The sequence below is a fragment of the Deinococcus yavapaiensis KR-236 genome (genome assembly GCF_003217515.1).
Lineage (GTDB): Bacteria > Deinococcota > Deinococci > Deinococcales > Deinococcaceae > Deinococcus_A > Deinococcus_A yavapaiensis.
The window spans coordinates 15,252-39,765 of record NZ_QJSX01000008.1; the positions used below are offsets into that span (position 1 = coordinate 15,252).

Consider the following 24,514-nt stretch of genomic DNA (forward strand, 5'->3'; position numbering starts at 1 on the left):
CCCGCCTCGTAATGGGTCCGGAAGAACTGCGCGTTCCACGACTCGGCCTCCTCGTGGTTCGCGACGTCATGATCTCGGCCACGTGTCGACGAGAAATCGCTCGAAAACGAGGGGAAAAGGTGTTCGAACGAGTAAGGGGAGCCTGTCCACTCGCTTCCCTCCACCGTTCGACACCTTCTGCGGACGACCTCGGAACCTCTAGAAGCGAGACGAAGGCGCTGCCCAAGCCGGGCGGCGCCTTCGTCTCGCTTCAGCGCCGAGGCTTGCCGTGCGAGCGGTCGTAGTCCTGGCTCACCGCGCGCTTGCGGCTAAGCTTGTCCTTCCCGCTCTCGAAATCGTCCAGCAGCGTTTGGTTCTGTTGCAATTCGGCTTCCATGTCGGGCGTCCGGAGCGGCGCGCTGGCGACGATGTCGATCGAGCGCCGGAACGACTGCCGCGCGGTTGCCCAATCGCCCGCGTCCATCGCGCGCACGGCGTCACGCTTGGCGGAGCTCGCTTCGAGAAGCGTCAGGACGCGCCGCACCTCGGGATGCTCGGGCAACGCTTCGAAGGTCCCGGACGAGACGACGTCGAGGGCGAGCTCCGCGCGCAGCTTGTGCCGTGCGCCGCGCGCGTCCGTCCACGCCAAGCGCATGCGCGTCACCCCGATTCGCCGCGCGTCGCGCGTGGCGGCCGCCGCCACGCGCAACGTCACGAGGATGTCCACGGGATGCGGATCGGTGAGGTTGGGTAGCATGAGGCGTCCGAATTCGTTGCGCCGAAGGTCGTTGAGCACGCGAAGGACCTGCACGCCGAGCTCCGGATTGGGCTCCACTCCCAAGCTCACGGTGCGTCCCGTGGTTCGCATGAGGCCGCGCAGTTCTTCCTCGAAGAGGGTGGGCAGTCGAGAGGCGTCCTCGACGTGTTCGAAGTTCCCGTCGCCCGCGTTCGCCATGGCGAGCAGCAAGTCCTCGTCATAGTGCGCGCCGAGGCCAATGGCAGTCGTGCTCACGCCTCGCTGCGTCAAACCGCGAATGCGCGCGGCGATCTCGGCGCGATCGGTGAGGCCGACGTTCGCTTGACCGTCGCTGAGCACGACGACGCGGTTGAGCGCGCCTTCTTGGAGGTGCGCGGCGGCTTCCCGCGCGCCTTCGAACCACCCGTCGTGCAGGGCCGTCATGCCGCCCGCGTCGATGCCCTGCACGGCCGATTCGAGCGCTTCAACGTCTCCCACGAGCGTCGAGGGCACGACGATGCGAACGGTGTCGTCGAACGCGACGACGCCGACGCGGTCCGTGGGGCGGCATTGGCGCAACGCGGCGATCGCCGCCTTCTTGGCCATTTCGAGGGGCTCGCCGCTCATGGAACCGCTGCGGTCGATGACGAGCGCGAGGTTCAGAGGCGGGCGCGTGTTGGGCGTGAGTGGAGCGGGCGCGGGGTGAACGCGCACGAGCAAGGGCAGGTCGTGGTCCCGCCCGCTCGGCAGGGCGGCGCGCAGGGGCAGCAGTTCGAGGCGGGGCGTCGTGGCGTCGTTCGTCATGGCTTGGTCCTCCGAAGTTGGTCGAGAGCCGCGAGAAGCGCGTCGGCGAGGCGAGCTCGCTCGGCAGGCGTCTTGGGCGCTTGAAAGGCGGGGCCGACGTGCAACTCGAGGTCCGGGCGGACCGCGAGCCGCGTGTAACGTTCGGGCGGCACGCTGCTGGGCGCCGGAGTGGCGCGCGGCATGGGCGCTGGGGGCGGCGAGGAGCCGCGCAACGAGTCGAGGTATGCGAGCGCGGGATTGGCGGCCGCGCTGGGCTGCACCTCGAAGGTGGCGGTGCCGAGCAGGAGGGCTTCGAGGGCGTCGTCGCTCTTTCCGCTCAAGACTTTGTGCAGGGCGGTGGCTCCGTGTCCTTCGTGCATGAAGCGCCTCAGGGCGAGCAGTTGCAGCAGGTGGCGGCGCGTGTACCGCGCTTCACGACCCACTTTAAGCGGTTCGTCAAGCAATCCTTGCGTGGTGTAGTGCCTCACGAGGCGGGGGTTCACTTCGTCTTTGGCGCGGCCCGTCTTGTCGAGGGGCAGGACGTGGGGCAATGTCGCGTTCGCGAGCTCCACGAACGCATCCAGAGTGCCGATCCAATCGCTCGGCACGGTCAACGCTGACATGACCCAGCATGACGCTGTCAATTTGAATTGTCAACGTTTGTCGTTGTTGTCGGTCCCGACCTCCAAGCCTAGAATCGACCATCGTATGACTCGTCTTTCCGCTCGCGCCAATTCGGTCACGAAGCGGTGAAAACGACTCCACGCGTCAAAGCGTGAAGGGTGCCTTCCGTGAAGTCTTTTCCCGGAGCGTTGACCGCCCTCTGCCACGGCTCATGCAGGGGCGCGGCAAAGTAACCCGTGACCGACCGAATCGGTACTCGAGACGCTTCGGCGTTTCCGACGTGACCCTCACCGCACCTTCGCGTCCATCACCCCAAGGGAGACTTCATGACGACGTCCGACCGCACTGCGTCCCCCCCGAGATGTCCCGTTCACGACGACACCGCCTCGTTCACCCGCCGCACCGCCTCCGACGCGCCCCGAGAAGGCGCGGTCGAGCGCGACGAGCACGGCCTCTACCGCGTACGCAGCCTGTCCGCCGCCCGCGAGGTGCTGCGTTCTGAGGACGCGCGTCAAGCCGGTTTCATGGCGGAAGTCGCGGGCGGCGTGAAGCAACTCCACAATCTGCCCGTCTTGTTCGAGGAAGGCGAGAAGCACCATGAGATGCGCCGCTCCACCGCTCGGTACTTCACGCCCACCCACGTCGCGACGTACCAACCCATGATCGCCGCGCTCGCCGACGACTTGGTCGGCGAACTCGCGCGGGTGGGCGAAGCGAACCTCGACGACCTCAGCCTCAAGCTCGCCGTGAACGTCGCCGCCCGCGTCGTGGGTCTCACCAGTAGCCGCCTGCCGGGCTTGGAGCGACGCGTCATCGCCTTCGTCGAAAGCGGCGCGAACAGCGAACCCGGCGCCGCGTCCGGCGCGACGAGCCGGATGGAAGCGTGGCGGCAGCAAGCGAACATGGCGCTGTTCTACCTGCTCGACGTCAAACCCGCCATCCAGGCGCGCCGAACGCGGCGCCGAGACGACCTCATCAGCCATCTGCTGGACCGCGGGTACAACGACGTGGAAATCATGACGGAGTGCCTCACGTACGGCACGGCGGGCATGGTGACTACCCGCGAGTTCATCAGCGTCGCCGCTTGGCACTTGCTGCGCGACGCCGCGCTTCGCGCCGAGTACGTCCACGGTACCGAACCGCAGCGCCACGCCGTCTTGCACGAGATCTTGCGGCTCGAACCGGTCGTGACGACGCTGTACCGACGCGCCGAGCGGCCGATCGTCTTGAACGACCTCACCATTCCTGAGGGAAGCGTGCTGGCCCTCGACGTGCAGGAAGCCAACACCGATCCGGCCGCGTTCGGCGAGGACGCACAACAAATCTGCCCTGGCCGCGCCTTGCCGCGTGGCGTGCAAGCGCCCGCCCTCTCGTTCGGCGACGGTCATCACCGCTGCCCGGGCGCGTTCCTCGCGATTCGCGAATCGGACGTGTTTTTGCGGCGCCTGCTGTTGTGGCAGGACCTCGAGATCGTTTCCGAGCCTCGGCTGCGCTTCAACGAGGTCGTGAAAGGCTATGAACTGCGCGGATTCCGCGTGCGCTTGGGACGCTCGAAGGCGCGGACGTAGCCAACGCGGCCGAGCGCCTGGAAGGAAAGGGGCGTCGGAATTGCCCGCGTCCTTCCAGGCGCGTTGACCGAAAAGCGAAGAGGCTCTCGAAAGAGAGCCTCTTTTCTGGTGCTGGAGATGAGATTTGAACTCACACGCCTCGCGGCGCTAGCCCCTCAAGCTAGTGCGTCTACCAATTCCGCCACCCCAGCGAGCAGCGAAAAAAGAATAGAACTCCCTTGCGATTCTGTCAAGTCATGCTAAACTGGCGCTTGCCGCTTGGAAGGCCCCAATAGGGTTTGCTTTCCTCGTCGGGACATCACAACACAGGAGGACAAAATTCATGTCTATCGACAAACAGGCGGTCATCGCCGAACACCAAAAGGGCTCGACCGACACGGGAAGCACCAGCGTGCAAGTCGCTCTCCTCACCGAGCGCATCAACAACCTCAGCCGTCACCTGACCGCGAACCGCAAGGACAAGCACGGTCAGCGCGGCCTGCAGATGCTCAACGGTCAGCGTCGCCGCCTCCTGAAGTACTTGGAGCGCACGAACTACGAGGAGTACATCGCCCTCACGGACCGTCTCGGCATCCGCCGCGGCCAGCGCATCGTTCGCTGATTCCGATTCTTCCGACGCTTCGCGTCGCCTCCCCTACGAAGTAGGGGAGGTTTCTTTTTACACGAACGTCGCGGGAGGAACGAGACGAGGGTCGACTATGCTGAACGCATGTCTGAGCCTCGTCTCGTGCGGGCGGTCGTCGTCCAGCCGAAGTGGACCGTGGAGGACTTCGCGTCCGAAGGAAGCTTTCGCGCTTGGATGCGCTCGCAACTCGACCGCGCGCGACCGCACCTGTCGTCGTCCCGCCCGAACCTCGTCGTCCTGACCGAACTCAACGGGTTGCCGTTGCTGCTGACGAACGCCCGGCTCGCCACGCGCGCCACGTCGCTGCAAGGCGCGCTCGCCCTCAGTCTCGCGAAATTCCTGCCCGAAGTGCTCGCCGTGGCGAGCGCGCGGCGCGTGAGCCTCGCTCGGGCGCTGCACCTCGTCCGCGCTCCCGAAACGGTTCGGGTGTACTTGGAGACGTGCCGGGACCTCGCTCGGACCTTCGGCGTGTACCTCGTGAGCGGGTCGGCGCCGCTTCCGCACCTCGCGCGCATCGGCACCGACTTGTCGTTCGGGTCGCAGGTGTTCAACGAAACGGTCATCTTCGCGCCGGACGGACGCGTGATCGGCACGGCCGACAAGGTGTATCTCACGCAGCCCGAGGGTCCGGGCGGCCTCGACTTCTCGGTGGGCCGATTGGAGGACTTGCGGGTCTTTCCGACCGACGTCGGCGATCTCGGCGTGGCGATCAGCCTCGACGCCTTCATGCCCGACGTGATCGCGCGCCTCGAGGAGCAAGGCTGCACGGTGCTGCTCCAACCCGACGCGAACGGAGGTTCTTGGACGGGCAAGGAGCAGGAGGGGCCGCGCACCGGAGAGCGCGATCAGCCCGAAGCGTGGCTGGAAAGCGCGTGGCAAGCCGTCCAGCGCTCGCCGACGCTGCGCTACGCCCTCAATCCGATGGTGGTCGGCAACCTCTTCGACGTGGCCTTCGACGGACAAAGCGCCATCGTCGCTCGTTCCGACGAAGCGGCCGAGCCGCGCAGTTACGTCATGACCGAGCCGAGGGCGGGCTTTCTCGCGCTCGCACCGTGGGTGGAGGACGGCGACCTCGGAACGTTGCGGCGTGTCGGTTTGCAACTCGAGCCCGCGTCGCGCTCGCCGCGCGAAAACGCTTATCGAGAAGACGTCCTCTCGGCAGACCTCACCCTGCCGCCCCGCGAGCGTGACGCCCAGCCGCTCTCGCCGCACGAGGAAGCGGTGAACGCGTTGCTGGAAGGCCGCGCCGTGTTGTCGCCCGCGCCGGGCGTGACGGCCGCGCGAAGCGTGAAGCCGTTCGTCGTGGCGTCGCTGGTGGTGGGCGGCGCACGGATAGCGCGCCGCTCGAAACTCGTCGGTGGAGCGCTCGTCCTCGCGGGCGCCGCGCTCGGGGCCCTGTGGAGTTTTTGATCAACTCGGACCGGGCGCCCTGAGGCGCGCCGTCGTCACTTGCCCGGACAGCGCGATCAGGAGCGCGCAGGCGAACAGCAGCGCTACGCCGCTCGTCACGCCGAGCCACGCGACGAAGGCGCCGCCGAGGCCCGCCCCGATCGCGCCGCCGAGGACGTCCGCCATCTGCAGTGTGCCCGACACCTGGCCTTCTTGCCCGTCGGGCGCGCTCTTCATCACGACGAGGGTGTGCGACTGGAACGCCAGGCCCATCCCGAACCCGCCGAGCGCCCAGCCGAGCCACGCGAAGGCGAGCGGCACGCTCGGCACGACGATCACGAAGGCCATCAGCGCGATGGACGCCGCGACGAAGCTCACGCCGATCCGAGAGACGACCGAGCGGTAGCGACCCCGCGTGCGCTCGTCGAAGCGCGAATGCATGATGGAGGTGGTCGACCAAGTCAAGGCGGACGCGGTCAGGACGAGGCCCGCCGAGGTCGTGGAGAGGTCGCGCAAGTTCGTGAGGCCGAGCGGCACGAACGCTTCGGCACCGAAGAACGAGAAGGTCAGCACGAAGCGCGTCGCGAAGCCTGCTTCGAGCGGTCCCGCGAGCCGCCACTGTCCGCGCGGAAAGAGGGCGCGCAGGGCCGGGACGGCGATCGCGATGCCCGCCACGCCCAGCAACGCGACTCCCAGCCATGCGCGTTGCGTCAGCGCGGCGAGCGCGAGGGTCGTTCCCAAGGCGGCGAGCCCTGCGAAGCGAACGCGGCCCACGTCCAAAGGAGCGCCCGCCGAGGGCACGCGCCGCAGAGCGGGCAGCACGAGCGGCGCGGCGATCAAGAGCAGCGGCAGCAGCCCGAGGAACACGACGTGCCACGACGTGAGATCGGCCACGCGAGACGCGAGGTACGGCCCGACGAGGGCGGGCAGCACCCACGCGCTGGACAGGAGCGCGAGCATGCGCGCGCGCAAGGCGTCGGGCAAGGCGCGGTTGATGGCGACGTACGCGACGGCGATCATGCCGCCGCCGCCGAGTCCTTGCAGCGCCCGACCGACGATGAAGACTTCCATGCTGGGCGCGAGGCCCGCCACGACGAGACCCACCGCGAACAAGATCAGCGCGAGCGTGAACGGCGCGGTGGGGCCTCGGCTGTCCGCGACCGATCCGAGCGTCACCGTGGACAGCAAGTAGCCCATGAAGAAGGCGCTGAACGCCCAGCCGTACAGCCGAAGTCCGCCCAAGTCGCGCGTGATCGTCGGAAGGACGGTGGACACGGCGAGCGATTCGAAGGCGATCAACAGCAAGGTCAAGACGAGCCCGATGCTGAGCGCGCGGGTTTCGGGGCCCAGGAGGCGCTCCGCGCTCAAGGTGCGCGAGCCTCGTCTTGCAAGGCGGCCTCGATGCCGCGCCCCCGCCACGTCGGTTCGAGCGCCACCACTTCCTCCTCGCCGCCGCGCGCGAGGTAACCGACGACCTTGCCGCCCGCGATCACGACGACGCACACGACGCCCGGCTCGCCGATTCGGGCGAGGAGGGGCGCGTCTCGCAGGCGCCGCAAGGACGACAAGACGCCGGGAGAGGGAGTTTCACGCAGACGGCTGAGGCGAACGCGGGCGGGCAAGGACACGCGCATCATCTTAAGCGCTGTGGCTTTAGACTTTGTCGGTGATACTCGCTTCGATCGAGGCTCGAGAGGAAAGACCCGGGTGCGCTGGCGCTTTCTGTTGATGCTGGTGTGCGCCGTGCTGGGCGTCGGGCTCGCGCCGTTGGCGCTCGCCGCGTTCGCGCACGTCAACCCTTCGGCGTCGGACGCGCTGCGCGTCCTGTCCGTCGCGGAGGGCTTGCTCGCGCGCCGTGTCGGCGCGAGCGGCATCGACGCGTACTTTCGGGGCCTGATGTATTTGGGCTTGTCGTGCGCGCTCATTTGGACGGCCGCCTACGTGAAGCCGCGCTCTTGAAGCGCCCGAGCAGCGCGTGAACGCGTTTGAACCGAACCCTCATGGACCGCGTGCTAGCATACGTTGGTTATCGTTCCACGCCCCGCGGAGCCGTGTTGCTCGGCACGGCGCGGAACGAGAAGGCGACGGGGGGAGCTTTGAGGTTTTCAGAAGACATCGGCATCGACCTTGGAACGGCGACGTTCCTCATTTACAGCAAAAATCGCGGCCTCGTCCTGAACGAACCCAGCGTCATCGCCATGACTCGTGACACGAAGGAAGTCATGGCCGTCGGCGAAGAAGCGTACCGCATGCTGGGCCGCACGCCCGGCAATATCGTCGCGGTGCGTCCCATCAAGGACGGCGTGATCGCCGACGACGCTCTCACCGAGAAGATGATCGCGATGTTCTTGCGCAAAGTGCAGGGCAGCATGGGCCGCATGCTCGGCTTCAACTTCAAGCCGCAGCTCATGGTGGGCGTGCCGAGCGGCGTGACGGACGTCGAGAAGCGCGCCGTGTTGCGCGCCGCCCTCAACGCGAACGCCAAGCGCGCCTTTTTGATCGAGGAACCTTTGGCCGCCGCGATCGGGGCGGGCCTCAAGATCGCCGAGCCGGTCGGGTCGATGATCGTGGACATCGGCGGCGGTTCGACGGACGTTGCCGTGATCTCGCTCGGAGGCATCGTCGTGTCCGAGTCGCTGCGCGTGGCGGGCAACGAGTTCGACGAAAGCATCATCCGCTTCGTGCGCCGCAAGCACAACCTCATGATCGGCGACCGCACCGCCGAGGAGATCAAGGTCAAGATCGGCGCGGCGATGCTGCTTCGCCCTGAAGACAACCTCATGGCCGAGGTGCGCGGGCGCGACCTTCTGCACGGCCTTCCGAAGACCGTCTCGATCGAGACGACCGACATCATCGACGCGCTCGCCGAGCCCGTCAGCAAGATCGCCGAGGGCGTCAAGCGCGTTCTTGAGATCACGCCGCCGGAACTCGTGTCGGACATCATCGACCGCGGCATCGTCATGACGGGCGGCGGCGCTCTGCTGCGCAACTTCGACGAGTTGCTGCGTCAAGCGACCGGCATCCCGGTCGCCGTCGCCGAGAACGCCACGGAAGCGGTCGCGGTCGGGACGGGCATGGCGCTGGAAATGATTCCGATTCTGCGCCACCACTTGATCTCCAGCGACAACTACCTGCGTCGCTGAGGTCTTCACGCGTTCCATGCCGAGATTGCAACGTTACATCTTCCGCGAGTTGTACCCGCCGCTGGTGCTCGGCTCGCTGCTGTTCACGGCGGTCGTGTCCTTCGGCTTGTACTTCGTGTCGTCTCAGTGGCTGATCGGCGCGCCCGTCGCGCTCATCTTGCAGTACCTCGCGCTGCAAGTTCCGTATAACCTCACGATGGTCTTTCCGATGGCGGTCGTGCTCATGGTCGTCGTCGCGTACGGCCGCCTCGCGAACGAACGCGAGCTCGGCGCGGCGCAGACGGGCGGCGTGGGCCTCGGGCGCCTCGCCGTGCCCGCCGCGCTGCTCGCGCTGCTCGTGTCGGGCGTGTCGCTGTACTTCTCGGAATGGGTGGTGCCGCGCGCGAACATCGAGGCGCGAAGCCTCTACTGGGACGGCATCACGGGCGCGGGCTTGTCGCAACTCAACGGGCGTACCGTCGAAATCGGGCCGGGGCTGGAACTGCACTTCGAACGCTACGACACCCAAACGCGCCGAATGAACCGCGTGAGACTGCAGCAGTGGCAAAACGCGCAGGGAAGCGCCGACGCGAGCGGACGGCAAGCGATCGTCTTGTTCGCCGACAGCGGCACGTACGAAGGCAATTCCATCACCTTGCGAAACTACCGCTTCTACCGTTTGAACTACGCGGCGATCGACGCGCTGGGCAGCCTCGCACCGAACGTGAGCGATGAAGCGTTTCGCGAAGCGGTGCGCGGAGTCTTCCCGTTCGCGTCGAGCGCCGAGGGCACCATCGAGATCGACACGGGCTTGTCGCGCAAGCGGGCCATCGCGGAGTTCGCCGACACGATCAGCGCCGACTCCGTGTCGCTCTCGCGCCTGTGGGCGACGGCGAACGATCAGGACGCGACGTCGGCCGAGCGGCAAGAGGCGCGCTCGGCTCTCAGCCGCAAGCTCGCCTTGCCGCTCGGCAACCTCGTGCTCGTGCTCGCCGCGTTGCCGTTCGCGCTGCGCTTCGGAAGAACGATGGGTGTGGCGCTCGGCGTGGCCTTGCTGATCGCCGTCGCGTACTACCTCACGTACGTCCTGGGCCTCTCGCTGGGCGGCCGTGTGATTCCCCAGGAAGTCGCGCCGTGGGTCGCGAACGTCTTGTTCGGCGTGGGCGGCTTGCTGATGTTGCGGCGCGCCTCTTGACTCTCCTCGCTTCGCCGCAAAGACGCGCCTTTGCCAAAGGCGCGTTTCTTAAGTTAAGGTGAACGTCGTGAAAAGGCTCTCGGCCTGGCTGAAGTGGCGCCCCGACGACGGCGTCGCCGCCGTGAGTCTCGCCTCGTACTTCCTGCTGCCTTACCTGCTCGTGCAAGTCGGCAACGTCGGGTTGCTGCGTCGAGGTCGCGACACGGCCACGAGCGTCGCCTTGACCTTCGACGACGGTCCCGATCCCGCGTCCACGCCGTTCGTGCTCGACGCTTTGAAAAAGGCGGGCGTGAAGGCGACGTTCTTCGTCGTGGCTGAGCGCATGGAGCGCTTTCCGGACCTCGCGCGCCGCTTGGTGGAAGAAGGGCACGAAGTCGGCTTGCACTGCTACACGCATCGACACGCGTGGCTGCGCTCTCCGTGGGATTTCGTGTACGACCTGTGGCGCGCCTGCGCGACCTTCGAGCAAGTCCTCGGGTTTAGCCCCGCCTTGTTTCGCCCGCCGCACGGCGCGTACACCCTCGTGGCGGTTCTCGCGTTGCGCCTCGAAGGCTTGAGGGGCGTTCACTGGACGGTGATGGGCAACGACTGGGTGGAGTCCATGACGCCCGAGCGGATCGTACGGCGCATCCTGGCGCACTTGGAGCCCGGCGGGACGATGGTCTTGCACGACGCGGGTCCCGGCGCGAATCACTGCGTGCTCGCCTTGCCGTTGTTGCTCGACGCTTTGCGTGAGGCCGGGCTTTGCCCCGGGCCCGTCGGCGACTTGCCGAACGTGCGCCCCGAGCGGCTGGGCGACCTGCGTCCACGCTTGGCGAGGCTGCTGCGCGTCGTCACGCGCTGACACGGTACATTCGGCGAATGGACTACGGACCGCTCGCCGCCTTGTACGACCTTCAGTACGCCACTTACCGCGACGATCTGCACTTCTACGCCCGCCTCGCACGGGACGTGGGCGGCCGCGTTCTGGAGCTCGGGGCGGGGTCCGGCCGCGTGACCGTTCACCTCGCGCGGGCGGGCGTGGACGCCACGGGCCTCGAACTCTCGGCGGACATGCTTCGGTACGCGCGCGCACGAGCGCGAGACGCCGACGTCTCGCCGCGTTTCGTGGAAGGCGACATGCGCGACTTCGACCTCGGCGAGTCCTTCGACCTCGTGATCGCGCCGTTCAACGCCTTCATGCACTTGTACTCCACGGGCGACCAACTCGCCGCCCTTCGAGCGGTGCGGCGACATCTCGCGCCTCGCGGCCGTCTCGCCTTCGACGTGTACGTTCCGAACTTCGGTCCCGAGGGGGTGTTGCGTCACGAAGGCGAGACCTTCGAGGCCGACGGGCGACGCACGGACGTGTTGATGCTGCAACGCGTGGATCGATCGCGGCAAATCGCGACGACGCAGTACTTCGTGGACACCACGCACGAAGACGGACGCCTCGCGCGTGAACATCATACCTTGACGCAGCGGTACTTCACGCGCTTCGAGTTGGAGTGGTGGCTGCGCCACGCGGGCTTCACCCCGAAGTTCGCGGGTTCGTTCGAAGGCGGGCCCGTCACGGACGAAAGTCGCGTCCTCGTCGTGACGGCCACCCTCGCCTCCGGCTGAGGCGTCGCCGATCAGCGCCGCGCGCGCTTGGGCCGCAACTTCATCTTGTGGTCGGGCCGCACGCCGTCCGCCATGAGGTGCAGCCAAGAGCTGACGTAGTACCCGGTCAAGAGCGGCAGCAGCGACACCCACGACACGCGCACGTCCGGAACGCCGAACGTCGGCCACGCGAGGCGCAGGAAGCCGAACACGAGCGCCACGATGATCGCGAGGTACACGAGGCGGGTGGCAGGACCCACGATCCACGAGTGCGACCAGCCACGATGCGAGAACAGCAAACCGTACGGTACCCACAAAAAGCCCAGAAAGCCCCACGCGCGCTTGGAACTCACGTGCCCTTCGGCGAGGTCGAGGTCGGGCGACAGCAGAAACGTTCCGACGAAGAAGCCGACGGTGAACGTGACCGCGTCGAACGAAGAGATGGTGACGACGTCCGCACGCTGCAAGAACAGCGCGATCGTGCCGCCCACGGCGAAGGTGCCGACGTTGATGAGGTTATGAGTGCGACCGCTGGGCACGCGGACATTGTAGACGCTTGAAGCGTGGCCTGGCGCGCGAAAATCTCGCCGGATCGCTCTCACGTCCCATCACGTCCGTCCTCTAGACTGAGGAACGATGAAGCATGTCTCATGGACGGCCCTCTTGACTTTGGGGCTGGTAGGGTGTGGAGGGTCGGCTCCGGGGCAACCGCCGGCGGCGATGACGGTCGACGTGCGAGGAGCGCAAGTGGCGGCCGTGCAATACGAAGGTACGACGTCGTGGAGCGTCAAGAACGTGCCCGCTTGGCTCACGGTGTCGCCTCGCGCCGGAACGAACGCCGTCTCGACGCAAGTGAGCGTCGAGCCGACGATGTTCCTCAAGACGCCGCGCCTGAGCGGCACCTTCACCGTGCAGTGGGAGTCCGCCGACGGGCAAGGCTCGACCGTCGTGAAGGTGAACGCGGACTTGTCCTCGGTGTTGGCGCGCGTGACCGGACAGATCGTGCCGCCGAGCGTTCAAGGGCAAGACGCTGAAACTCGGCGCCCGACCGTCAACACCACGCGGAACGTGGAAGCGCAAAGCGTCCTCGTGAAATACCGAAGTGCCTCGGGCGTCGCGCGCGCCTTGTCGCTCGGCGCGGCGTCCTCGTCTGCCGGAGAGCGCGTGGCGGTCGTTCCAACGAACGACGTCAACGGGACCGTGCGCCGCTTGAAGCAAGACCCGGCCGTGGAGTACGCCGTGCCGAACGTGATGCTGCAACCGCTTGGCGAGGTGCTTCCCGCCAGCGTTCAGCCCGCCGATCAGTACGCACCGCTGCAGTGGCCGTTTCGCTTGCTGAGCTACGGCGCCGTGTGGCGAGACATGGAGGACCATCCGTATCCGAACGCCGTGACGGTCGCCGTGCTTGACACGGGCGTGCGGTACGACCACCCGGATTTGGAAGGCCGCCTGTACGGTCCCGGCGACGGGGCGCTCGACCTCGTCGAGAACGACGACGATCCGACGGACAGCGGTACGCCCGGCTTGGATGAAGGCAGCCACGGCACGCACGTCTCGGGCCTCATCGCCGCGCGTTGGGGCAAGTTCACGCCGCCTTGCGACACCTGCAGCGACAGCGGCGTCGTCGGCGCGGCGTACAAAGCGCCCGTGAAGGTGCTGCCCGTGCGCGTTCTAGGATCGGGCGGAGGCAGCCTCGCGATGGTCGCGACGGGCATTCGGTACGCCGCGGGTCTTCCCATCACCTTGAACGGCGAGACGCGGACGAATCCCCATCCGGCGCGCGTCGTCAATTTGAGTCTCGGCGCCGCCGTCTCCAGCGCGAATGCGCAGCCGCTGTGTGACGCCATCGCGGACGCGACGGCGCACGGCGCCCTCGTCGTTGCCGCGGGCGGCAACGACGGCAACACCAAGCCGTTCTACCCCGCCGCCTGCCCGGGCGCCATCGCCGTGGCGTCGGTCACGCTGGGCGAAATCCTGCCGCAACAAGCCAGCTACAGCAACGCGTACGGCGCGATCACCCTCGCGGCGCCGGGCGGCGAACGAGCGCACGCCTACAACGGAGGCTCGCTCGGCGAAAACGCCTTCCCCGATCTCGTGTACTCCACGTCGTGGGACTTCACGAACAACCGCCCCATCTACGAGGCGATGGCAGGCACGTCGCAAGCCACGCCGCAAGTTTCCGCGCTCGCCGCGCTCGTGATCAGCAAAGGGCTCGCCGAGACGCCGGACACGGTGCGCCAGCGTCTGATCGACTCGGCAACGCACCTCGGCACGCCGGGTCGTAACGACGTGTACGGCTACGGGCTCATCAACGCCGCCAAAGCCCTCAATGCCGAATCCGTCGAGCCCTCGCTCGACGTCCGCGTTCGCCAGGATTTGCCGAGCGAAGATCCGCAGTTTCTGCGCCTCGACCTCGACGCCGTCGGGCGCTTCTCGGCTTACCTGCCGAGCGGGTCGTTCACGCTCGACGCGCGTCAAGACACGAACGGCAACGGCCTGTACGGCGAGGAAGGCGAGGCGCGCTTGTCGCATGCTTTCGAATCACAACCGGCGACGGGCCAAGACGACCTCGGGAAGTTGAGCTTGCGCTGACGCCGGGCGCGTCGAGTGCTTTCGCAAGGTTCGCCTCATCCCACGTCAGCCTGGACGTGTGAACAATGAGGTATGAGGAAAGCTTGGATGCTTTTGGCGGCGAGCCTCGCACTCACCGCCTGCGGTTTTCTCGAAACCCCGGCCGAGACACGCGTCGGTGAAGTCACGGGGAACGTCGTGCCCGATCTCGTGCTGTCCGCGTCGCAAGACACGGCGTCCGTCTCCGCGTCTTTCGGCGCTCCGCGTGTACGCGGCCAAGTGCTGATCTTGGGCGCGTCGGCGTTACGCGCCCAAGGCCTCGACGCGCTGTCGGGCGTGCGGTTGGAGGCGCTCGGCGACGACTTGGCGCGCGCTTTCACGCCGAGCGGCGAGACCGACGAGGCCTTCGCCGCTCGCTTGCGTGCCTCGGGCGTGCGCGCCCAACCCAACTATTTGTACCGCGCGCTCGCCGCGTCCGTTCCGAACGACCCCGGCTATCCCGGCAACGCCGGAATCTCGTTCGGCGCCACCCGCGTCACCCAGGATTACCTCACGCGCATCAACGCGAAGAGCGGCTGGGACGCCGCCTTCGACGCGGGCAACCCCAGCCTCACCTCGCCGATCGTCGCGGTGCTCGACACGGGCGTGGACGCCTCCCATCCGGATCTCGCTGGACGCTTGCTCGCGGGCCGCGACTTTTGCGCGACTACCCTCGAAACGAACGGCGATCCGGGAACGGCCTCGTGCTCCGGCGAGGACGCCGACACGTCGGAAACGACCGGCGACTCGAGCGGGCACGGCACCTTCGCCATCGGCATGATCGGCGCGGCGACGAACAACGGTGTTGGGATCGCGGGCCTCACGTGGTCGGGCCGCACCTTGCTGCCCGTCAAGGTCTTCAACACGAGCTCCGTCGGGGAAGACTTCGCCGACACCGTCTCCCTCACGAAAGGCGTCGCGTTCGCCGTGTCGCGCGGCGCCCGCATCATCAACATGAGCGTCGGCTTCGGAGGCGGCAACTACGATCCGGCGCTCGCGCAAACGTTGCAAAGCGCGTACGACGCCAACGTCGTCCTCGTCGCCGCGTCTGGAAACGTCGCGATCGAAGGCGTGCTCTACCCCGCGTCCGATCCCCGCGTGATCTCCGTCGGGTCGACCGTCGTGAACAATCAAGGCGCCGAGGTTCGCTCGCCGAACTCCGCCGTGCCGCTCGCCGATCAACGCCCCGTGGACTTGTACGCGCCGGGCGGCGACATTCAACTCCAGAATCAATTGCTCGGACTCAACCTCGGCGGCGGATACACCCGTCGTGCGGGCACGTCGTTCGCGGCGCCGCAAGTGTCCGGCGCGGCGGCCTTGCTGCTTCAGAAGAATCCTGCCTTCACGCCCGAGCAGGTGCGGCGTGTCCTCACAACGAGCGGGCGTGACATCGCAGGCGGCGCGAAACTGCTCGACGTCGGCGCGGCCATGCGGGCCACCGCGCCGTCCACCGCGCCCTACACCGTCACGGTCACGGCGCGGCAAGGCGCGAGCGTCGTTCAGACCTTCCGCAAGCAGACGTACGACGCCGTGAGTCGCGTGCCGTACAGCCTCACCTTGCCGTACGGCACGTACACCCTCTCGGCCAGCCTCAGCGGCAACGGCTTGAACCTCACCGGAAGCCGCGTCTTCGAAGTCAACGCCGAGGAAGAATTCGGGACGGACATCACCGTCCGCTGACAACCTCGCTCGACGTGACGGCCCTCAACGCGCCGCGCTCGTGGAGCAACTCCGCGATCTGCACGGCGTTGAGGGCCGCGCCCTTGAGCAACTGGTCGCCCGACACGAAAAAGTCGAGGCCGCCATCGAACACCAGGCTGGCCCGTACCCGTCCGACTTCCACGTCGTACTTTCCGCTGGCCGTCAGCGGCATCGGGTAGCGCTTCGCGGCGGGGTCGTCCACGAGCTCCACGCCAGGCGCGGTTCCGAGCAGTTCGCGCGCCTCGTCGGGCGTCGCGGACCGCTCGAACTCCAAGGTGATCGCCTCGGAGTGCGCGCGCAAAGTCGGAATGCGCACGGCGGTGCACGAGACGCGCAAGTTCGGCTCGCCGAAGATCTTGCGCGTCTCCCACGCGACCTTCATCTCCTCGCGGGTGTATCCGTTGTCTTGAAACGTATCGATGTGCGGAATGAGGTTGAAGGGAATGGCGTGCGCGAACGTCCGAGCTTCCACCGCCTGCTCGTCGAGGTAGGCGCGCGTGCCTTCCAGCAATTCCTCCATGCCCTTGGCGCCCGCCCCGGACGTCGCTTGGTAGGTGCTGATGATCATGCGGCGCACGCCGAACGCGCGGTGAAGCGGCCACACGGCGACCGCCGCGATGGCCGTCGTGCAGTTCGGATTGGCGATGATGCCGCGGTGCGAGAGGGCCGCGTCCGGATTGATTTCGGGGATGACGAGCGGCACGTCCGCGTCGAGGCGGAAGGCACTGGAGTTGTCGATGACGACGCTGCCGCCCGCCACCCAATCGGGCGCGTACGCCTTGGAGATGCTGCCGCCAGCCGACGCGAGAATCACGTCCGCCGGAATCGGGCCGGGAACGAGTTCGCGCACCACGAGGTCGCGGCGACGAAAAGGCAAGGTGGAGCCCGCGCTGCGCGCCGAGGCGTACAACTGCACCTCCGAAGGTTGAAGCGTCGATGCCTCCAGCACCCTCAGCATCTCCACGCCTACCGCTCCCGTCGCTCCTACGATCGCAATTTTCATGTCTCTCCTTTTGTACGACTCGCTCGTCCGAGCTGACGCCTCGAACAAAAAAACCTGCTCTTTTCAGGAGCAGGTTCGGGCGACGGACCGCTTCGGTTCGTCGCCCGTCAAATCGTCGTCGTGAAGGCTCGCGCCATACTGCAAACTACGACGTGGTCGTCGCGCGCGTAGTGGGGCCGTCTAGAGGACCCCTTCATTTTTTGCGCTTCATCCACGACAACCATCCCGCCTTGGCTCGGTCCTCGGAGCGCTTGCCGACGATGTCTTCCATGGTGATTTCAGGCGCAGGCATGTCGGCCTTCACCCAGCCGTGCTCCAGCAGCACCAAGCCACCGTAACGACCTGCCGCGTACAGCGCGTGCGACCGTTCGCCCTCGGGCGTTCGCACGGAGCGTGGGTCCACGAGGGCTTGCAGCATCGCTTGCAGCACGTCGTCGTCACACGTCCAGCAACCTTCGCTGAAAACGGCTTCCTTTCCGTAGATACGAATGCGAGTCGGCATGTGAGAAGACACCTTGTGCGACGAAGGACGACGCGGGAAACGCGGCGCGCAGAGAGACGAAGTTTTGTGCTCTCCTACTCTAGCGCATCCCGAGCGACGTCAAGCGCCGAAAAGTGTACGCGGCTCCACGAGGAGGGGCGCCTCGCTTTCGAACGCTTCGCAGTATCGGCGTCCCGCGAGCGTACCCCAGTAGGTGAGACGCGCGCGGCGACGCTCCACGATCTCGGGCGTGACCGTCTCGGAGATGTATGGGCCGCCGAATTGGCTCGCGTGCGCGCGAATCGCCGCTTCCCACGCGTCTTGCACGTCGGCGACGTCCACGAGGACGTTCGGAACGATCGGAGCGTTGCCTTGATACAACAGCACGCTGGAAACGCGGTGCGGCGCGCCCGCCACATCCGCCTTCGCGAGCGCGGCGAGGTGCACGCCACGCTTGGCGAGGTGGTACGTTCCGAAATGATCGGGGTGACGGTCGGCGTGATGCGGGACGAACAGCACGCGCGGCCGCACGAGCCGAAGCGTCGCCGCGAGCTTCGCCGCGCCTTCCTGCGTGTCACGAAGCTCACCGTCGGGCAACTCGAGTTGCCCGCGCCACGCGAGTCCCATGATCTTGGCGGCAACGGCACACTCCGCTTCGCGCACGTCGGGTGTGCCGAGCGTTCCCTTCTCGCCGCGCGACATCTCCAAGATGCCCGCGGGGCGTCCGTCTCGCGCCAAGCGAATGAGGGTGCCGCCCGCGCCGATCTCGGCGTCGTCCGGGTGCGGCGCGAGGCACAGCGCGTCAAGGTCGCGTACCTCGCCGAACGTCGTTCTCACTTCGCCGCCTTCTCGCCGAGGCGGCGCTCCACGCCCGACTGCAAGCGCTTGATGTTGTCGCGGTGCTGCCAGACCAGCAAGGCGGCGAGGAACCCCACGACGCCGATTTCCCACGCGGCCCGACTCAAGACGAGGGCGATCACCAACGCGGACACCGCGCCCACCATGCTGCCCGCCGACACGAGGCGGGTGGTGACGATGCAAAACAGCCCGATGCAGAAAGCGCCCGCCCCCAACAGCGGGTCGATGATGAGCAGCGTTCCGAACGAAGTCGCCACGCCTTTGCCACCCTTGAAGCCCAAGAAGACGCTGAAGTTGTGCCCCAACACCGCGAGCGCGCCGCACAGCGCCTCCACGAAGGCGTCGTCCAAGACGAGCCGCGCGAGCAGCACGGCCAGCACCCCCTTGAAGATGTCGAAGGCGGCGACCAGCAACGCGGGTCCCCAGCCGAGGGCGCGCAGCACGTTCGTCGCGCCGGGATTGCCGCTGCCGACCGTGCGAATGTCGATGCCGCCGAGCCGCGCCACCCACGCTCCGGCGGGAATACTGCCCAGAAGGTACGCGAGGAGCAGAGCGAGGACGGTCACGCGCAAATTGTAAAGGGTTTGGCTGGCGAACGCTCGTTGGACCGCGTCTAAACAAGAGCGCGGGCGCTTCGGCCGACTCGTCTCGCGCGTCCGCTCGACTTGATACCATGAGGTGCATGACCGCGCTCGCCTCCATGGACGAGGAGCGGCGTCTCGAAGCCCTGAATCGGTACGAGGTATGGGAGACGCTGCCCGAAGAAGCGTTCGACCGCGTCGCGCGCCTCGCCGCCGAACTGGCCGACGCGCCGATCGCCATGATCAGCTTCGTGGGCGCCGATCGGCAGTGGGCGAAAGCCTGCTACGGCATGCTGTCGCTCGAAGCGCCGCGCGGCGAAGCCTTCTGCACGTGGACGATTCGAAGCCCCGCCGTGCTCGTCGTGCAGGACACGCTTCGAGACGAGAACTTCGCGTCGCTTCCGCTCGTGACGGGCGCTCCGCACGTGCGCGCCTACGCGGGCGCACCCCTCGTCACGCCGGACGGCTTCACCATCGGCAGTTTGTGCATCATCGACGACCGCCCGCGCGACTTCTCGGAGAGCGTGCGGCGCCACCTCACCTTGCTCTCCAAGGTCGTCGTCGATCAGCTCGAGGCGCGCCTCGAAGGTCGCCGCCTCGCGCGCAGCACCGCTTTCGCGCAGGCGCTCCTCACCATCTCGGCGCTCGGCGCGGAGGACGTCGCGCCGACCGAACTCGTGCGCCGCGCCGTCGAAGTCGTCGCGCGCGTCGCCGACGTCGATTGGAGCAGCCTCATCACCATCGAAGGTGAGAACGTCAGCGGCTTCACCGTGCGAAGCACGCCGAACGTCCCGCCGATCTTCGAGAACTTCGCGCAGGCGGAAGTCGTGCACGGCTGGCACGCCGCTTGGTCGTCGCACGGGCCGCACGAGTTCGAGTACGTCGACGATTACGCCGCGCATCCCGAGGTGCGCCGCCGCCTGCTGAACGTGGGTCTTCGTACGGTGATGTGGGGCGCGCTCGGACACTTCGAGCACACTCGGTACCTGCTGGTCGCCGCGCGCTTTCACGTTCCGCGGCCTTGGACGGAGCCCGAACGGCAATTGTGGGGCGCCGTCGCGCGCGTCGTGACGTCCTCGCTGGAACGGCGCGCGTACCTGTTTGCTCTTCGCGAAGCGGCCCTCACCGACACCTTGACGGGCCTCGGCAATCGCCGCGCCTTCGACCTCGACCTCGACGCGACCTTGGCGCGCGCCCACCGAGCGAACTCGACGTTCAGCGTCGGCATCCTCGACCTCGACGGCCTCAAGGCGATCAACGACCAAGAAGGACACGAACGCGGCGACGCCCTCTTGAGGACCTTCGCCGCCTCCTTGCGAAGCGAGTTGCGCATGGCCGACCGGATCTACCGCCTCGGTGGAGACGAGTACGCCTTGCTGCTCGAACATCCCGACGCGCGGTATCCGCCCGACGAGTTGCGAGACATCATGCTGAGCCGCGTGGAATGCGCCGCTCGCCGAACGCGTCGCTCGGGCTTCCCGGCGGCGGGCGCGAGCCTCGGGACGGCGCTGTTTCCGCACGACGCTCAAAGCGGCGCGGACCTCGTGCGCCTCGCGGACGCGCGCATGTACGAACGCAAGCGTCTTCGCAAGGACTTCGGCGACGACTTCGTGGTACGCGAAATCGACTGGGATTCTTGAACGCCGAACGTCGGCGAGGCTTGAGGATCATCAACGCGAACAGCGCCGCTCCGAGGACGAGCGACGGACTGGAAGCGACTCGACGTTCGGGCACGCCAAGGCGAGCGCGCGAGACCGTGGGTTTCTCGGCGAGGCGTGGGTTGTGCTGTTTCCAACGCGCGAGGGAGAAACAGGAACAGGTTGAAGTACGTCGGGCCGACTTCGATGACCTCCGAGAGAACCTGAATCGAGACCAGCGTTTCATACATCAAAAAGCTGCACGCGAAACGAAGGTCGTACGCGGCATTGCAACGAGAGGAGCGCGGCGGGTATCTCCGCCGCGCTCCTCTCGTTGCAACGCTACTGACGCGTCCCGAGGTAGCTCGCCGTGACACCTTCGTCTTCGGCGAGGCGCGCGCTCGGCCCTTCGAGCTTCACCTCGCCCGTTTCGAGCACGTACCCGTAATCGCTCACCTGCAAGGCGGCGCGTGCGTTTTGCTCCACGAGCAGCATCGTCACGCCGACTTCACGCAATCCCTCCAAAATCGTGAAGATTTCGCGCACGATGATCGGCGCGAGGCCGAGGCTGGGCTCGTCCAGCATCAGCAATCTCGGCTTCGCCATGAGGGCGCGTCCGATCGCGAGCATCTGCTGCTCGCCGCCCGACAACGTTCCGGCAAGTTGACGGCGACGTTCGCGCAACCGTGGAAAGCGCGCGTACACCTCTTCGAAGCTCGCCTTGAGGTTGCGCTCGCCACGGCGGTAGCGCGCGTACGCGCCGAGTTGCAAATTGTCCTCCACGGTCATGCTCGCGAAGAGTTCGCGCCGTTCGGGCACGAGAACCATGCCGATCGCCACGCGCGCCTCCAAACTCACGGTGGAGAGATCCCGGTCGCCGTACGTCACGCCGCCCCGGCTCGGCAGCACTCCCATGATCGCCGACAGCAACGTCGTCTTGCCCGCCCCGTTGGGCCCGATGACAGACACGATCTGCCCCGCACCCACCGACAGCGACACGCCGGAGAGGGCCTCGACCTTGCCGTAGGAGACGTGCAGGTCCGACACGCGCAGCAGCGCGTTCGCCGTGTCGCCGCCGACTCCCGGCGCGCCTTTCGCCGCGTCCCGAATCATGCCACCCCCCCGAGGTACGCTTCGCGTACGCCTTCGTGTCGCTGCACTTCCGCCGGCGTCCCCTCGGCGAGTTTCTCGCCGTAGTTCATGACGACCAAGCGGTCGGCGAGGTTCATGACGAGGTCCATGTCGTGCTCCACGAGCAGGATCGTGACGCCCTCGGCCTTGAGCTTGCGCAGCAAGGTCGCCAGTTCCTGCTTCTCGTGGTAGCGCAATCCCGCCGCGGGTTCGTCGAGCAGCAGCAGCGCGGGATCGGCGACGAGCGCCCGCGCGATCTCCAAGAGGCGCTGCTTGCCGAGCGGCAAGTTGCCCGCTTGGTTCCACGCTTGATCGCGCAGCCCGACGCGTTCGATTTCACGCAGCGCTTCCGCTTGCAAGCTCGCCTCGTCGCGCCGCTCGAGGTGCAACATCGAGGCGAGCAGGCCGCCGCGCGCCCGGGCGTAGCCGCCCATCATGGCGTTCTCGACGAGCGTCATCTCGGGAAAGAGCTTGACGTGCTGAAACGTCCGACCCACGCCGAGCCGCGAGATGGCGCGCGCCGGAAGCTTCGTGACGTCGCGTCCGCGCAGCACGACCCGTCCGCTCGTTGCGGGATTCACGCCCGTCACGAGGTTGAACATCGTGCTTTTGCCCGCACCGTTGGGCCCGATCAACCCGAGAATCTCGCCCGCGTGCAAGGTGAAGGACACGTCGTTCACGGCCCTCAAGCCTCCGAATTGCTTCACGACGTGCTCGACGCGCAAGACCTCCTCGCCGTTCGCGGGCTTGCTTCGCGCGCTCAGCAAAGGTGCTTGGCCGAACACCTTCGGGGTTCTCGGCGGCACGAGGCGGTCGAGGATCGGCCAAAGGCCGCGCCGCGAGTACTGCAGCATCAAGATGATCAGCAAGCCGAAGAAGATCGTTTCGTAACTGCCTGCCTGTCCGAACAGTGCCGGAAGGATGTCTTGCAGCCAGTTCTTGAGCAGGGTGATGGCGCCCGCGCCGAGCAGCGCTCCCCACACGAAGCCCGAGCCGCCGAGGACCGCCATGAACAGGAACTCGATGCCGATGTTCAAGCCGAACGGCGTGGGATTCACGAAGCGCCAGAAGTGTGCGTACAACCACCCGGCGAGGCACGCGAGGAGCGCCGCCACGAGAAAGGTCTGGATGCGCAGCCAGTACGTGTCGGCCCCGAAGCTCTCGGCGACGACCGATCCGCCGCGTAGCGCCCGAATCGCGCGGCCCGTGCGGCTCGACAGGAGGTTTTGCACGCCGACCGCCGCGAGAATGACGATCAGCAGAATGAGGTACACGTACGTTCGCCCGCTCGTGAGCTGAACGCCGAGGACGCTCAAAGGCGGAACTTCGCGCAAGCCCGTGAAGCCTCCGGTGAGGTCGGTGGCGTTGCCGAACACGTAGTAGAGGCTGATGCCCCACGCGATCGTCGCGAGCGGAAGGTAGTGGCCGCTCATGCGAAGCGTGACCGCGCCGAGAATCAGCGCCACGAGCGCCGTCATGCCGAACGCCGCGAGAAGGGCCAGCCACGGCGACCACTCCAGGCGCGTCGTGAGAATCGCCGTCGTGTACGCGCCGACGCCCATGAAGGCCGCCTGCCCGAAGCTCGTGGAGCCCGCCACGCCGGTCAGCAGCACGAGGCCGAGCGCGACGAGGCTGAAGATGCCGATGTTGCCGAGCAGCGTCACGCCGAAATCGGGCAGCAGCAGCGGCAAGGCGACCGCGAGCAACAGCGCTCCGCCCGCCACGAAAGTGCGCGTTTGCACGCCGCTCGCCTTGACGCCCGACGTGGCGCTCACGCTTCCTCCTCTTCGAGGTGATGGCTCGTGAGCGACCGCCACAGCAGCACGGGCAGGATGAGGCTGAACACGATGACTTCCTTCCATGCGCTGAACTGGAAGGAGGCGAACGCTTCCAAGAGGCCCACGAGGACCGCTCCGACCGCTGCCAGGGGGTAGCTCGCCAACCCCGCGAAGATCGCGCCGACGAAGCCCTTGAGGCCGATCAGGAAGCCCGAGTCGTAGGTGACGGGGCCGTTCGGTCCGATGAGAAGGCCGCTGAAGGCTCCGATGAGCGCGGCCAGCGTGAAGCACACGTAGCCCGCGTAGGTCGTGGAGATGCCGCTGAGCTGCGCGCCGAGGCGGTTCACGGCGGTCGCGCGCAGCGCCTTGCCCTCCATCGTCTTGTCGAAGAACACGTACAGCGCGACCATCAGCAAAAGGCTGAAGCCGATCGTCCAAAGGCTCTGCCCGGACACCGTGACGTTACCGAAGGTGACGCTGCCGTTCGTGAACGGCGGCGTACGCGCGCCTTCCGCGCCGAAGAACAGCAGCAGCAGCCCGACGAGCGCGAGGTGAAGCGCGACCGACACGATCAGCAGCACGAGGGTCGTCGCTTCACGCAGCGGTTGGTACACCACGCGGTACAGCAGCGGTCCGAGCGGCACGATCAACACGAGCGTCAAGAGCATCTGCGCCCACAGCATTGCCTTCAACGGCGTCAACGTCGCCGTGAGTCCCCACGCGACGAGCCCCACCCCGAGACAGGTCGCCGCCGTCGTCAGCGCCCGTCTCGGCTCGCCGCGCCGAAGGGCCGCCACGCCTTCGAGGATCGTCACGGCGATCAGCAGGCCGACGAGCAGCCACAAGGTGCCCGGCGTGCGCCCCAACTGCAAGCTCGCGAGCGTCAGCGCCCCGAAGGTCACGAAGTCTCCTTGCGGCACGAAGATCGCGCGCGTCACGGCGAACACGAGGACGAGCGCGAGCGCCAACAGGGCGTACACCGCGCCGCTCGTGAACCCGTCCATCGCGAGGATCGGGAAGATGGTCGGATCGAGAATCTGGGACACGCGTTCTCCTTGACGACAGGAACGAGACATGAGGAACGAGCGCGGTCAGCGACTCGCCGAGCTCATTCCTCACGTCATTTCCTGCT

The 24,514-nt window shown here is 66.9% G+C and carries 23 protein-coding genes and 1 tRNA gene; 11 read left to right on the top strand and 13 right to left on the bottom strand.

Annotated elements, in window-relative coordinates; genetic code table 11:
• Nucleotides 1-250: 250 nt before the first annotated feature.
• Nucleotides 251-1,519, bottom strand: coding sequence for a vWA domain-containing protein (locus DES52_RS10940; RefSeq protein WP_110886860.1), 1,269 nt, complete (start codon nucleotides 1,517-1,519; stop codon nucleotides 251-253).
• Nucleotides 1,516-2,121, bottom strand: coding sequence for a MerR family transcriptional regulator (locus DES52_RS10945; protein ID WP_110886861.1), 606 nt, complete (start codon nucleotides 2,119-2,121; stop codon nucleotides 1,516-1,518). Before DES52_RS10945 ends, DES52_RS10940 begins: the two co-directional genes overlap by 4 nt.
• Nucleotides 2,122-2,448: 327 nt before the next feature.
• Here DES52_RS10945 and DES52_RS10950 point away from each other — a divergent pair, with 327 nt between their 5' ends.
• Entirely contained in the window at nucleotides 2,449-3,690 is a 1,242-nt protein-coding gene (locus tag DES52_RS10950) for a cytochrome P450 (protein ID WP_110886862.1), read from the top strand.
• A 106-nt stretch (nucleotides 3,691-3,796) separates the two neighbouring features.
• On the opposite strand, the gene DES52_RS10955 is transcribed toward DES52_RS10950, so the two are convergent.
• Nucleotides 3,797-3,881: transfer RNA gene (locus tag DES52_RS10955), tRNA-Leu, on the bottom strand.
• A gap of 131 nt (nucleotides 3,882-4,012) precedes the next feature.
• Here DES52_RS10955 and rpsO point away from each other — a divergent pair.
• Together rpsO and DES52_RS10965 are read left to right on the top strand one after the other, a co-directional pair.
• On the top strand, nucleotides 4,013-4,291 hold the full coding sequence (rpsO, locus tag DES52_RS10960) for a 30S ribosomal protein S15 (protein WP_110886863.1): 279 nt from the start codon (nucleotides 4,013-4,015) through the stop codon (nucleotides 4,289-4,291).
• 108 nt (nucleotides 4,292-4,399) lie between these two features.
• Nucleotides 4,400-5,725 (top strand): nitrilase-related carbon-nitrogen hydrolase, encoded by a 1,326-nt coding sequence (locus DES52_RS10965; RefSeq protein ID WP_110886864.1) that lies wholly within the window; start codon nucleotides 4,400-4,402, stop codon nucleotides 5,723-5,725.
• Here DES52_RS10965 and DES52_RS10970 read toward each other — a convergent pair whose 3' ends face one another.
• Nucleotides 5,726-7,072, bottom strand: coding sequence for an MFS transporter (locus DES52_RS10970; RefSeq protein ID WP_110886865.1), 1,347 nt, complete (start codon nucleotides 7,070-7,072; stop codon nucleotides 5,726-5,728).
• Complete coding sequence (locus DES52_RS22935; RefSeq protein WP_170131011.1) at nucleotides 7,069-7,332, bottom strand: hypothetical protein; 264 nt, start codon at nucleotides 7,330-7,332, stop codon at nucleotides 7,069-7,071. Before DES52_RS22935 ends, DES52_RS10970 begins: the two co-directional genes overlap by 4 nt.
• A 79-nt stretch (nucleotides 7,333-7,411) precedes the next feature.
• Here DES52_RS22935 and DES52_RS10980 point away from each other — a divergent pair, with 79 nt between their 5' ends.
• The 5 genes from DES52_RS10980 (at nucleotide 7,412) to DES52_RS11000 (ending at nucleotide 11,623) form a co-directional block, all read left to right on the top strand.
• Nucleotides 7,412-7,663, top strand: a complete 252-nt coding sequence (locus DES52_RS10980; RefSeq protein WP_110886867.1) for a hypothetical protein — start codon at nucleotides 7,412-7,414, stop codon at nucleotides 7,661-7,663.
• A 92-nt stretch (nucleotides 7,664-7,755) separates the two neighbouring features.
• Nucleotides 7,756-8,847 (top strand): rod shape-determining protein, encoded by a 1,092-nt coding sequence (mreB, locus tag DES52_RS10985; RefSeq protein WP_425451123.1) that lies wholly within the window; start codon nucleotides 7,756-7,758, stop codon nucleotides 8,845-8,847.
• Nucleotides 8,848-8,863: 16 nt separating this feature from the next.
• A complete protein-coding gene (locus DES52_RS10990) occupies nucleotides 8,864-10,021 on the top strand; it encodes an LptF/LptG family permease (RefSeq protein WP_110886868.1) in 1,158 nt (385 codons plus the stop codon).
• Between the two features lie 67 nt (nucleotides 10,022-10,088).
• The gene (locus tag DES52_RS10995) at nucleotides 10,089-10,865 is read left to right on the top strand and encodes a polysaccharide deacetylase family protein (RefSeq protein ID WP_170131012.1); all 777 of its coding nucleotides are present in this window, start codon (nucleotides 10,089-10,091) and stop codon (nucleotides 10,863-10,865) included.
• Between the two features lie 17 nt (nucleotides 10,866-10,882).
• Nucleotides 10,883-11,623 (top strand): class I SAM-dependent methyltransferase, encoded by a 741-nt coding sequence (locus DES52_RS11000; RefSeq protein ID WP_110886870.1) that lies wholly within the window; start codon nucleotides 10,883-10,885, stop codon nucleotides 11,621-11,623.
• 11 nt (nucleotides 11,624-11,634) lie between these two features.
• Here the strand turns inward: DES52_RS11000 and DES52_RS11005 are convergent, their stop codons facing one another.
• On the bottom strand, nucleotides 11,635-12,141 hold the full coding sequence (locus tag DES52_RS11005) for a metal-binding protein (protein ID WP_110886871.1): 507 nt from the start codon (nucleotides 12,139-12,141) through the stop codon (nucleotides 11,635-11,637).
• Nucleotides 12,142-12,238: 97 nt separating this feature from the next.
• Here DES52_RS11005 and DES52_RS11010 point away from each other — a divergent pair, with 97 nt between their 5' ends.
• Complete coding sequence (locus DES52_RS11010) at nucleotides 12,239-14,194, top strand: S8 family serine peptidase (RefSeq protein ID WP_110886872.1); 1,956 nt, start codon at nucleotides 12,239-12,241, stop codon at nucleotides 14,192-14,194.
• Between the two features lie 72 nt (nucleotides 14,195-14,266).
• Entirely contained in the window at nucleotides 14,267-15,892 is a 1,626-nt protein-coding gene (locus DES52_RS11015) for a S8 family peptidase (protein WP_110886873.1), read from the top strand.
• Here the strand turns inward: DES52_RS11015 and DES52_RS11020 are convergent.
• The 4 genes from DES52_RS11020 to plsY form a co-directional block, all read right to left on the bottom strand.
• Nucleotides 15,879-16,916: an aspartate-semialdehyde dehydrogenase gene (locus DES52_RS11020; protein WP_110886874.1), complete on the bottom strand. Its 1,038-nt coding sequence runs from the start codon at nucleotides 16,914-16,916 to the stop codon at nucleotides 15,879-15,881. The genes DES52_RS11015 and DES52_RS11020 overlap by 14 nt on opposite strands.
• Nucleotides 16,917-17,109: 193 nt before the next feature.
• A complete protein-coding gene (locus DES52_RS11025; protein WP_110886875.1) occupies nucleotides 17,110-17,418 on the bottom strand; it encodes a hypothetical protein in 309 nt (102 codons plus the stop codon).
• 99 nt (nucleotides 17,419-17,517) lie between these two features.
• On the bottom strand, nucleotides 17,518-18,234 hold the full coding sequence (gene bshB1 / locus DES52_RS11030; protein ID WP_110886876.1) for a bacillithiol biosynthesis deacetylase BshB1: 717 nt from the start codon (nucleotides 18,232-18,234) through the stop codon (nucleotides 17,518-17,520).
• Nucleotides 18,231-18,821 (bottom strand): glycerol-3-phosphate 1-O-acyltransferase PlsY, encoded by a 591-nt coding sequence (plsY, locus tag DES52_RS11035; protein ID WP_425451124.1) that lies wholly within the window; start codon nucleotides 18,819-18,821, stop codon nucleotides 18,231-18,233. The genes bshB1 and plsY overlap by 4 nt, the downstream gene beginning before the upstream one ends.
• Before the next feature lie 116 nt (nucleotides 18,822-18,937).
• Here plsY and DES52_RS11040 point away from each other — a divergent pair, with 116 nt between their 5' ends.
• Nucleotides 18,938-20,476: a sensor domain-containing diguanylate cyclase gene (locus DES52_RS11040; protein WP_170131013.1), complete on the top strand. Its 1,539-nt coding sequence runs from the start codon at nucleotides 18,938-18,940 to the stop codon at nucleotides 20,474-20,476.
• 339 nt (nucleotides 20,477-20,815) lie between these two features.
• Here DES52_RS11040 and DES52_RS11045 read toward each other — a convergent pair whose 3' ends face one another.
• From DES52_RS11045 to DES52_RS11055, 3 genes are read right to left on the bottom strand one after another with little or no spacing between them, the layout of a single operon-like run.
• The gene (locus DES52_RS11045) at nucleotides 20,816-21,586 is read right to left on the bottom strand and encodes an ABC transporter ATP-binding protein (RefSeq protein WP_110886879.1); all 771 of its coding nucleotides are present in this window, start codon (nucleotides 21,584-21,586) and stop codon (nucleotides 20,816-20,818) included.
• Nucleotides 21,583-23,379: a branched-chain amino acid ABC transporter ATP-binding protein/permease gene (locus DES52_RS11050; RefSeq protein WP_245900922.1), complete on the bottom strand. Its 1,797-nt coding sequence runs from the start codon at nucleotides 23,377-23,379 to the stop codon at nucleotides 21,583-21,585. The genes DES52_RS11045 and DES52_RS11050 overlap by 4 nt, the downstream gene beginning before the upstream one ends.
• Entirely contained in the window at nucleotides 23,376-24,386 is a 1,011-nt protein-coding gene (locus DES52_RS11055) for a branched-chain amino acid ABC transporter permease (protein WP_245900949.1), read from the bottom strand. Before DES52_RS11055 ends, DES52_RS11050 begins: the two co-directional genes overlap by 4 nt.
• Nucleotides 24,387-24,514 lie beyond the last annotated feature (128 nt).